Source organism: Streptomyces sp. NPDC005302 (genome assembly GCF_040607345.1).
Taxonomy (GTDB): domain Bacteria; phylum Actinomycetota; class Actinomycetes; order Streptomycetales; family Streptomycetaceae; genus Streptomyces.
Genome location: NZ_JBEXGN010000038.1, coordinates 31,070 through 40,322 on the forward strand (window position 1 = coordinate 31,070; position 9,253 = coordinate 40,322).

The window sequence follows — 9,253 nt, forward strand, 5'->3', positions numbered from 1 at the left end:
GGGCCCAGACGAATTCAGTCCCGGCGCTCTCGGAACTGTTCCACGGGGTTGCGTACGACTGCCTCATGAGACACATCTCAGCCTGGAGAACCCGGATTCTCCAGTTGCCTCAGAGTGTCTCGTTTTCCTGCTGCGGACGAGTTCGTCACCATGGACCGCGAGACGCACCCCGTTTGCAGCAGCATGACCGTCCGTCTCTCAGTGCTTCGATGGCTGTCGATGCATCTCTGAGATCAATGTATCGAACGTAAATCGAACATCGCAAGGTGAGTGAGGACTGCGCTTGACGTTTGAGCCACTGCGACTGAGCGTCCTGTAGGGCAGCGGGTGGGAGGGGCTCCTGCCCGAGGCAGTGTCGGAACCCGTCACTAGGCTCCGGTGCCATGACCAGTGATCTCGGGTTCACCTGCTCGTGCGGCGGTGCCCACCACTCTGAGCTGCCGATGACCTACTCGGCTGAGGCCCCGGCTGTGTGGGATCCGACGTTCGCCGACGCCAACGACTGCCAGCTTTCCTCGGACCAGTGCGTGGTTCATGCGCAGCACTACTTCGTGAAGGGCATGATCGAGATACCAATCGTCGGTAGCGACGCGATGTTCTCCTGGGGTGTCTGGGTGTCCCTCAGCCGCGAGAACTTCTCCCGCTCAGCGGACCTGTGGGACACGCGAGGCCGCGAGGCCGGGAGGCCGTACTTCGGCTGGCTGACCACTGATCTGCCGGTCTATTCGCCCACGACGCTGAATCTCAAGACCCACGTCCACACCCGCCCGGTTGGCGAGCGCCCCTACGTCGAACTGGAGCCCACCGACCATGCCCTCGCCGTCGAACAGCGCGCAGGGATCACCATGGACCGCGTGCGAGAGATCGCGGAGGCCGTGATCCACTCCGGCAGCAGCGAGGAGCGGTGAGGGCCGGAACATCGATGTCGTCGATCCCGGTCGCGCCTTCCGGCTTGAGTCGCAGAGCCCAGAAGTTCGTCGAGGTGGACGGCATCCGTGTCCCGGTGCAGGGCATCCGGCGCTACCGCGAAGCCTGGGTCAGGCTCGGGATTCCCGCAGTGGAGATCGACCGGGCCATGGAATTTCAGGACCGCTGGGGCGGCCTTGCCCTGCCGCCGGCTCCGTTCTACGAGGGCGGTCCGCGCATCCTGGGCGCCGACCATCCCGAGGGCTCGGCGACAGAGGGCTGGTCGTTTCCGGCCGGGAGCGGTCGGGTGTCCATGGCCTACGGATTCATGATCGGACCTGAAGGCGAGTTTAGAGAGCGGCCAGCTGCCGAGCCGGATAACCCCGGGGATCCGGCAGGGTGGTGACCAGGCGATAGTTGCTTCCGTAGGTATCGGGTCACAGAAGGGCATGCGGTGGTTCGGCCACCATCTGGTGAATGTGCCGCCATCTCCTGCCGGCCGCGACGACGTCGGCCAGGTGAGGGTGATCGGCGCGAGGCCCTCGTGCTTGTGCTCGATCACCACCTCCGTCTGACGAGGCCACAGGCGCACCGCGACGACGGTTGCCAGGAGGGCGATGGCGCCCAGGGCGGCCACCGCCCATCCGAGTCCCGCGCAGTGATTCTGCTGGAATCGATCGGTGTTGAGGCGCCGGCTGTCGGCGAGACGGTGGAGCCGGTGAGGCGGTGGAGAATGCCGAACGCCGTGCTGCCGGGGAGACGGGCCTCTCCTACATCGGGGACCCAGCGTGGGAGATCGGATGGCCAAGCAATCTGCGGCTCGCCCTCATTAGCTGCTCCCACCCCGCTCGCTGCCCGCTGACCCACGCCCCGAGGTCCTCGCCCAGTACGACCTCCTGAGTCGGAGCTTTCAAACAGGGCCCGGATTCCTGCGGCGGCGAGAGCGCGGAAGGCGGGCGGGGCCGGTGAGACGCTGGCCCGGGACTTGTCCGACGCCGGGCCCGACGATGACCTGCGACTACCTGAGAATTGAAGGAATGGCCGGGACACCTCGCAGAGTATGATGAAACGAGCAATATGTGTGGGTAGTGCCGACGGTGAGGTGCGGTGGAAAGCAGTAGCGGGACGTCATTCGGCCGTCGGCTGCGGGAGCTGCGTCAGAAGCGTGGCCTGACGCTGGAGGAGCTGGCCGAGGCGTCCGGTGTCTCGGGGCGCGCCATCGGTGACATGGAACGGGGACGGAGTCTTCGTCCTCGACGCGGGACGATCGCCGCCCTTGCCCAGGGTTTGGGACTGGACGAGTCGAACCACGCCGACTTGCTGTCGATCGCCCGGGCCTCGCGTCCGGCCGCGAGCTCCTCCGATTCCGTCGTCCCCCCACACCAATTGCCCAGGGGTGTCCGTGACTTCGTCGGCAGGCGCGCCGAGCTGAACCTGCTGCGTGCCGTCGCGCATCGGCACCTCGAAGACTCCGACGCGCCGGACCGGGGTCGGTACGCGGTCGCACCTGCGGTGGCCGTGGTGTGCGGCTGCCCCGGAAGCGGGAAGACCACGCTGGCGATCCGGCTGGCCGAAGAGTGCGGAACGTCCTTCACGGACGGGGCGTTCCTCGTGGACATGCGCGGCTTGGACGCCCACCCGCTCTCGGTGGACGACGCGGTGGTGCGTCTGCTCAGAGGCTGGGGAGTCGGTGACCTCGACGTGGCGCAGTTGAACAGCGAAGAGCGTCTGGCGCGCTACCACGCGTTGGCCGGGGATCTCCGCGCCCTCGTGATCCTGGACAACGCCGGCAGCGAGTCCCAGGTGCGTCCTCTCCTGCCGCGTACGGGCCGGCTGCTGATGGTGGTGACCAGCCGCCGCACCCTGGCGGGCCTGGAAGGAGTCCAGCGTGTCGAGCTGGGTGCCTTGAGCGAGCCGGAGTCCGCCTCTCTGCTGCGAGCGGTGGTGGGCGCCGGCCGCGTGGATGCGGAACCGGAAGCCGCGCGCTCGGTGACAGAGCTGTGCGGTCACCTTCCTCTCGCGCTGCGCGTTGCTGCCAACTGGGCGGCCACACGCTCGAACTGGAGCCTCCAACGTCTGGCGACCCGTCTCAACGACGAGAACCGCAGACTGGACCTGCTCAGCGCCGGCGACCTCCGGGTGAACTCGGCGTTCTCCCTGTCGTACTCACGTCTCGCGCCGGGGGCCGCACGGATGTTCCGGCTGCTCTCGCTCGTACCCGGAGGCGATTTCAGCGTGCCGCTGGCCGCCGTGCTCGCCGGCACGGCGATTCCTGAGGCCGAGGACGTACTGGAGGAGCTGCTGGAGGCTGGACTGCTCGCCACGCGCCATGAGGACCGGTACCGCCTCCATGATCTGCTGCGGCTGTACGCGAGGTCACGGCACCAACTGGAGGACAGCCCCGAGGAGTCGGCCGCCGACGCGGCACGGCTGAAGGCCTGGCTGCTCGATACGGCCGTCCTCGCCGGCCGTTGGTACGAGCCGGGTTATGGTGCGCCCGCGCCGGATCCGCTGCGTCCGGTCGCCCTGGACAGCCGTCGGCAGGCGTTCCAGTGGATCAAGGCGGAGAGCGACAACTGGTCGGCCGCCTTCCACGCGGCCGCGGCGGACGGCGAACACGCCAGGGTGGTCGAGGTCGCCGAGGCCATGCACTGGTTCTCCGACAACTGGGTCTCGTCGGGGCTCTGGGTCGACATCTACGAGCGTGCGGCCGAGGCGTCCGCCTCTCTCGGAGATCCCGTCCTCGAAGCCACCCACCGCAACTACCTCTCGTGGGCCTACTGGGCCTGCGAACGCCGCCACGACGACGCGGTCGCCGCCGCCCGGCTCGCCCTCGTTCTTGCCGGCGCAGCGGGAGACGTCATCCAGGAGGCGTGGGCCCACACCTACCTCGGATCGCTTCTGAGCCGCGTCGGTGATCCGTCCCGCGCCGCGGACAGCGCACGCCGGGCCATGGAGCTGTTCTCCCAGGCCGACGAGATCAACGGATACCTCCAGGCCTGCAACGTGGCCATCGACAGTTTGGCTTCGGCCGACCGGACCGCCGAAGCCATCGAGACCTACGGAGAGGTCATGGCGGTCCTCGCCGACGCCCGGAATCTTGACCGCATCCCGTCGAACGTCCGCGACGTCACTGCTCTGATCGCCGCGTACCACGTCTCGTTCGCCTATCTCGCCCAGGAAGACTGGCAGGACGTCGTCGACGTTCTCCGCCCGATCGGCGGGCAGTTCGAGGCTCTCGGATGGGACAGGCAGGAGGGCAAGGTCCGCCTCTACCTGGCCCGCGCCTTCACCCACCTCGGGGAACTCGCCTCTGCCACGGCTGAGTTGCGGCACGTGCTGGTGCTGGAAGGCCGTGTCCCGCCCGTGCTGGTGGAAGAAGCGCACTCCCGCATCGAGGCCCTGACGGAGGCCGGGTCCTTGTCCGTCGGCGCCGATCCGAACTCCTGACGGCGACGCGTTCACGGCGCGCGGGCGACATCAGGCCGCTCAGGGGTTCTGTGCGGGTTGCTGCTCACCTGCCAGGCCTGCGGCCAGCCAGTCGCGTGGCGCCATGCCGTACGCCGTGCGGAAGGCGCGGCTGAAATGGCTGGCACTCACGAAGCCCCAGCTGTGAGCGATCGCCGCCACGCCCAGGTCCCTGGCCCGCGGCCGCAGGAGGTCTCGGCGACACCGCTCCAGCCGTTGCGTCCGAATCCATCCACTCACCGTCGTGCCTTCGAGCTGGAACAGCTTGTGCACGTAGCGAACCGACATGAAGTTCGCCTGGGCGATCTTGGACGGCGAGAGATCGGGGTCGGAAAGGTTCCGCGCGACGTGCTCCTTCACGCGAACAAGTGACGCCTTGGCATTCTGCGTCGCGTCGGGAACGAAGCGTCCGCACCGCTCGTCGATGAGCAGGACCAGCAGGTCGAGCGCCGTGGCGGCGACACGCCCCCCGACACCCGGGTCGAAGGCCGCCGCGTCGCGGGCGGTCTGTGCCAGGTACGTCGCGAGAAGCGCAGCCGTGCCGGTGTCCCCGGTGAAAGAGGTCGCGGTCACGGCCCGCAAGTCCTCGTCCCGCACACGCAGTTCATCGCGGGGGAACTGGAAGGACGTGAACGTGAAGCCGTCGGGGAGCTTCTTCCTGAACGGCCGGGACGAATCGCTCAGGGAGAACCCGCCTGGCGCTATCCGGGACTCCCGGCCGTCCTGCTCCTTCAGCGCGGTGCCACAGTTCTGAAGGCTGAGGATCACCGTCTCCCGGCTGTCCCGCGAGATCAGACGCTTGTCGCGCCTCACCACCTGCGGTCCTGCCTGGACGGTGGAGATCCGCAGAGGGCCGAGCCGATGGCTGACGATCGATCCGGGCGACGGCTCGCGTTCGAGGAGTTCGACATCCAGAGGTACGAAGGTGCGGTTGACCGCTTCGTGCCAGCGTGCCGTCCGCTCCGAGGAGGACAACGGTGCGGTGGACAGGACGTTGGACACCAGGAACCTCCCACGGGCAGCGTGATCGCTCGGCAATGCAGCCTGTACCGCAATCACACAGCGTTGACGTGGGGGAGACCAGGAAGAGACGCAGGAAGTTTCGCGGCGCGGTCCCGCGGACGACACCGGAGGTGGCGTCCGCGGGACCGCGCCGCCGCGGGTCAGCTCGTCGCGCTGACAGCGTCGCGGATCAAGCCGGCCACTTCCTCGGGTCGCGACACGGCCACGGCGTGCGAGGCACCCTCGATCTCGACGGTGGTCGCGCCGGCCCGCTTCGCGCCGAAGCGCTCGACCTCCGGGTTGATCGCCTGGTCCGCTCCCGCGACGAGCGCCCAGGCGGGCTTCGTCCTCCAGGCGGCCGTCGAGGCGGTCTCCGTGAACGACCCAGCAGCCAGGGGGCGTTGGGTGACGGCCAGGACCTTGGTGATCTCGGCCGGCACGTCGGCCGCGAAGACGTTCGGGAAGGCCGGCGTCTCGATGGTCACCTCGACGGCGGCCCCCGCGCCCTCGACGGGATACGTCGACTGCTTCAGGCTGCTCGCGAGCGGCGAGTCGGGGAAGCGGCCCTGGAGCTCGCCCAGGCTCTCGCCCTCTTCGAGGACGTAGGCGGCGACGTAGACGAGCCCGACGACGTTGTCCGCCGCACCGGCCACGGTGATGACCGCGCCGCCGTAGGAGTGACCGACGAGGACGACGGGGCCGTCGATCTGGGCTGCCACGGACGCCACGTACGCGGCGTCCGTGGCAAGGCCGCGCAGTGGGTTCGGCGGTGCGACCACGGGGATGCCGTGGTTCTGTAGCTCGGTGATGACTCCGGACCAACTGGCGGCGTCCGCGAACGCGCCGTGGACGAGGACGACGGTGGGTGTGGAGGTGGTCATGTCCTTTTTCTCCCTGTGGGTCTCAGACGGTCTTCAGTGCCGAGCGCAGGGTGGCGATGGCCTGAGTGATCGCGGCTTCGGCGGCGTGGGTGTCGCGCAGGGCGTTGAGCATGACGAAGTCGTGGATGATGCCCTGGTAGCGGACAGCCGTGACGGGGACGCCGGCCTCGCGGAGCTTGTTGGCGTACGCCTCACCCTCGTCACGCAGGACGTCGGCCTCGCCCGTGATGACGAGGGCCGGGGGCAGCCCGGTGAGCTGGTCGACGGTGGCGCGCAGCGGGGACGCCGTGATCTCGGCGCGCTGGCTCTCGTCGCTCGTGTACTGGTCCCAGAACCACTGCATACCGTCGCGGCGCAGGAAGTAACCCGTAGCGAACTGGTGGTAGGAGCCCGTCTCGAAATTCGCGTCCGTGACCGGGTAGAAGAGCACCTGTGCCACGAGCGGGACGTCACCCCGTTCCTTCGCCATCAGGGTCAGCGCGGCGCTCATGTTGCCGCCCACGGAGTCACCGGCCACCGCGATCCGAGAGGCGTCCAGGCCCTTGGCCGCGCCCTGTTCGACGATCCAGCGGGCGACGGTGTAGTTCTGCTCGATGGCGACGGGGTAGCGGGCCTCGGGCGAGAGGTCGTACTCGGGGAAGACCACGGCGGCCCGGGCGCCGACGGCCAGTTCGCGCACGAGGCGGTCGTGGGTGTGGGCGTTGCCGAAGACCCACCCGGCGCCGTGGATGTAGAGGATCACGGGAAGGGTGTCCGTCGCGCCGGCGGGCCTGACGAGGCGAGCGCGGACGCTTCCCGTCGGACCGCCCGAGACGGTGATCCATTCCTCGTCGACGGCAGGCTTCGGGATGTCGCCCGCCTGCACCTCGTCGACCGCCTTGCGGCCCTCGGCGGGAGCCAGGTCGAAGAGATACGGCGGATTGGCGGTCGCCTCGGCGAAGGCGGCGGCCGCTGGTTCCAGCACCGGCTTGATGGCGTCAGCCATGAGAATCTCCTGGAGTCTCGCTCGTACGCCGGTCCGTCCGGCGTGACGACGGCGAAGGTCTGCGCCAGGGGCGGCCCACGCCGTTACCCGTCACGCTAAATCCGCCCGGCGGCCCCCATTTGCCCACGCCTGCAGCGGCACTTGCCCCACGGTGCACGGACGTGTGCGGGCGCCCGAGTCCGCCCTGAGCGGAGCGCGGAGGTCCGCCCTCGGTTCTACGTAGCGGCCCGGTCGGACGTCGGCCAGACATAGGGCAAGTCGTCGGGAACGTCCGGGAAGGACGAGGCGTAGACCTCGGGCGCCTTGCGGAGCAGAGCGGACTGGTGACTCCGATGGAAGGCGGGGTCTCCCAGCCAGGGCGGCGGCTCGCCTGCGTCGGCGAGCCGCTGTTGGACCCGTACGGCGGTGCCGGGTCGATGTCCGAGCGTATGTCCCCTGCCTGCCTGTTCTCTGCCCGCGGGCTGGCGGACCTGGACGGGTATCGGGATGCGGGCGTCGACCGGTTGATCGCCCTCGCCGAAGACACCACCCTCGACAACTGGGACCGCATGTCCGCTAGCCGTGAGCTGGTGGACGTACGGGTCACCAGGATTCCGCAGCCCAGCTCTACGCCCGGCCCATGGAATACACCAGCCTCCGCGTCTGGGGCCGCTTTTCCGCTGCCCAGAAGCTGGTGGGCCTGGACCGGTACCGGGATACGGGCGTCGACTGGTTGATCACCCTCGCCGAAGACAGCACCCTCCAGGGCTCCGACCGCCTGTCCTGTGCCTACGAGCTGGCGCGCCTGGACGGGTACCGGGCATCCGCGGCCCAGCTCTTCGCCCGGCTCACCGACGACACCTCCCTCGACGGCGGCGAGCGCGTGCGGCATGTCGACGCTCACCTCGACCACCACGCTGGGCTCGACCGGCTGCACGTCGAGCGCCTCCGTGCTTCCCCAGCCCGCCGAGAACCGGCGCCCTGTCCACGGATGCCCTCCGGCCTGCAAACGGAGCAGCCGCCCGACGCCGGCAGCAGTCGCGCGACCAAGGACAGTAGTGCGCCCGACGAAGTGAAGACGGCCGCCCTCGTCCTGGGCGTGCCAGCAAGAGGGTGGACAGTGCGTGCACCCGGCCGGTCACGGCCCCCACGGGGGCCTCGCTCGTGTGGCGAACTCTTGCCTTTTCCCTTCTCTGAACCAAGTCGAGCTGCGGGACTCTCGCTGCAAGTCGGGCCGCGTGGACCGGCTCCGTTGAGGCAGGTTCGTTGTGTGGTTCGGAGAACGTGGCGAGGGACGGGGCTCCACAATGGCGGCCACTCATCGGACCGGCTCCGCAACGCCCCACTCCTCAACCCGTACTGCCACCCTCCGCTACTCGGTGATACCGTGTAGCAGTACTCGGTAGCACGTAGTACTGCCCAGGCTGAGGAGCACCCGCAATGGACGACCTGACGGAGATGTTGAAGGGCACGCTCGAAGGGTGCGTGCTCGAAATCATCGGCAGCGAGGAAACCTACGGGTACGCCATCACCCGTCATCTGAATGAGCTCGGCTTCACCGACGTTATCGAGGGGACGGTGTACACCATCTTGCTGCGGCTGGAGGGGCACGGGCTCGTCCAGGTGACGAAACGGCCATCCGGGGTCGGTCCGCCGCGCAAGTTCTACACGCTCAACGACGCCGGACGCGAGCAACTCGCGAAGTTCTGGGCGAAGTGGCAGTACCTCTCATCACGCATCGACAGGCTCAAGGAGGGCGGGAGATGAACTTCTGGGAGAAGGTCACAGGCAGCGATCTCACCAGGGAATGGAAGGCGTTCGAGGCCCGGGGCGATGACCTGCCGGACGACTACCGGGCGGCGTGGGGGCAGATCATCGCCCACCTTTTCCCCTACGGGGACTTCACCGGTCGCAACCTGATGCCGATCCTCGACTCTGCCCTAGGTCGTGTCTTCAAAAGATCTTGATTGGTGGATCATGGTTGGGTGATACGTCGCCATGAACTGTCCGATGAGGAGTGGGAGTTCGTCCG

General features: G+C 68.2%; 7 protein-coding genes and 2 pseudogenes. 5 read left to right on the forward strand and 4 right to left on the reverse strand.

The window, feature by feature from the left end; genetic code table 11:
* Positions 1 to 443: 443 nt before the first annotated feature.
* The 3 genes from ABZT74_RS33530 (at position 444) to ABZT74_RS33540 (ending at position 4,356) form a co-directional block, all read left to right on the forward strand.
* The gene (locus tag ABZT74_RS33530) at positions 444 to 908 is read left to right on the forward strand and encodes a DUF2199 domain-containing protein (RefSeq protein WP_356441141.1); all 465 of its coding nucleotides are present in this window, start codon (positions 444 to 446) and stop codon (positions 906 to 908) included.
* A gap of 14 nt (positions 909 to 922) precedes the next feature.
* The gene (locus tag ABZT74_RS33535) at positions 923 to 1,312 is read left to right on the forward strand and encodes a hypothetical protein (protein WP_356441120.1); all 390 of its coding nucleotides are present in this window, start codon (positions 923 to 925) and stop codon (positions 1,310 to 1,312) included.
* A 701-nt stretch (positions 1,313 to 2,013) separates the two neighbouring features.
* Positions 2,014 to 4,356, forward strand: a complete 2,343-nt coding sequence (locus ABZT74_RS33540; RefSeq protein ID WP_356441123.1) for a helix-turn-helix domain-containing protein — start codon at positions 2,014 to 2,016, stop codon at positions 4,354 to 4,356.
* Between the two features lie 39 nt (positions 4,357 to 4,395).
* On the opposite strand, the gene ABZT74_RS33545 is transcribed toward ABZT74_RS33540, so the two are convergent.
* The 4 genes and pseudogenes from ABZT74_RS33545 to ABZT74_RS33560 form a co-directional block, all read right to left on the reverse strand.
* Complete coding sequence (locus ABZT74_RS33545) at positions 4,396 to 5,376, reverse strand: helix-turn-helix domain-containing protein (protein ID WP_356441125.1); 981 nt, start codon at positions 5,374 to 5,376, stop codon at positions 4,396 to 4,398.
* A gap of 161 nt (positions 5,377 to 5,537) precedes the next feature.
* The gene (locus tag ABZT74_RS33550; protein ID WP_356441127.1) at positions 5,538 to 6,257 is read right to left on the reverse strand and encodes an alpha/beta hydrolase; all 720 of its coding nucleotides are present in this window, start codon (positions 6,255 to 6,257) and stop codon (positions 5,538 to 5,540) included.
* Between the two features lie 22 nt (positions 6,258 to 6,279).
* Entirely contained in the window at positions 6,280 to 7,242 is a 963-nt protein-coding gene (locus ABZT74_RS33555) for an alpha/beta hydrolase (RefSeq protein WP_356441130.1), read from the reverse strand.
* A 215-nt stretch (positions 7,243 to 7,457) separates the two neighbouring features.
* A pseudogene (locus tag ABZT74_RS33560) lies at positions 7,458 to 7,658 on the reverse strand (cytoplasmic protein); the annotation flags it as partial.
* Positions 7,659 to 8,661: 1,003 nt separating this feature from the next.
* Between ABZT74_RS33560 and ABZT74_RS33565 the strand changes: the two are divergent.
* Complete coding sequence (locus tag ABZT74_RS33565) at positions 8,662 to 8,988, forward strand: PadR family transcriptional regulator (protein WP_356441133.1); 327 nt, start codon at positions 8,662 to 8,664, stop codon at positions 8,986 to 8,988.
* Positions 8,985 to 9,167, forward strand: a pseudogene (locus tag ABZT74_RS33570) (DUF1048 domain-containing protein); the annotation flags it as partial. The gene ABZT74_RS33565 and the pseudogene ABZT74_RS33570, both read left to right, overlap by 4 nt.
* Positions 9,168 to 9,253 lie beyond the last annotated feature (86 nt).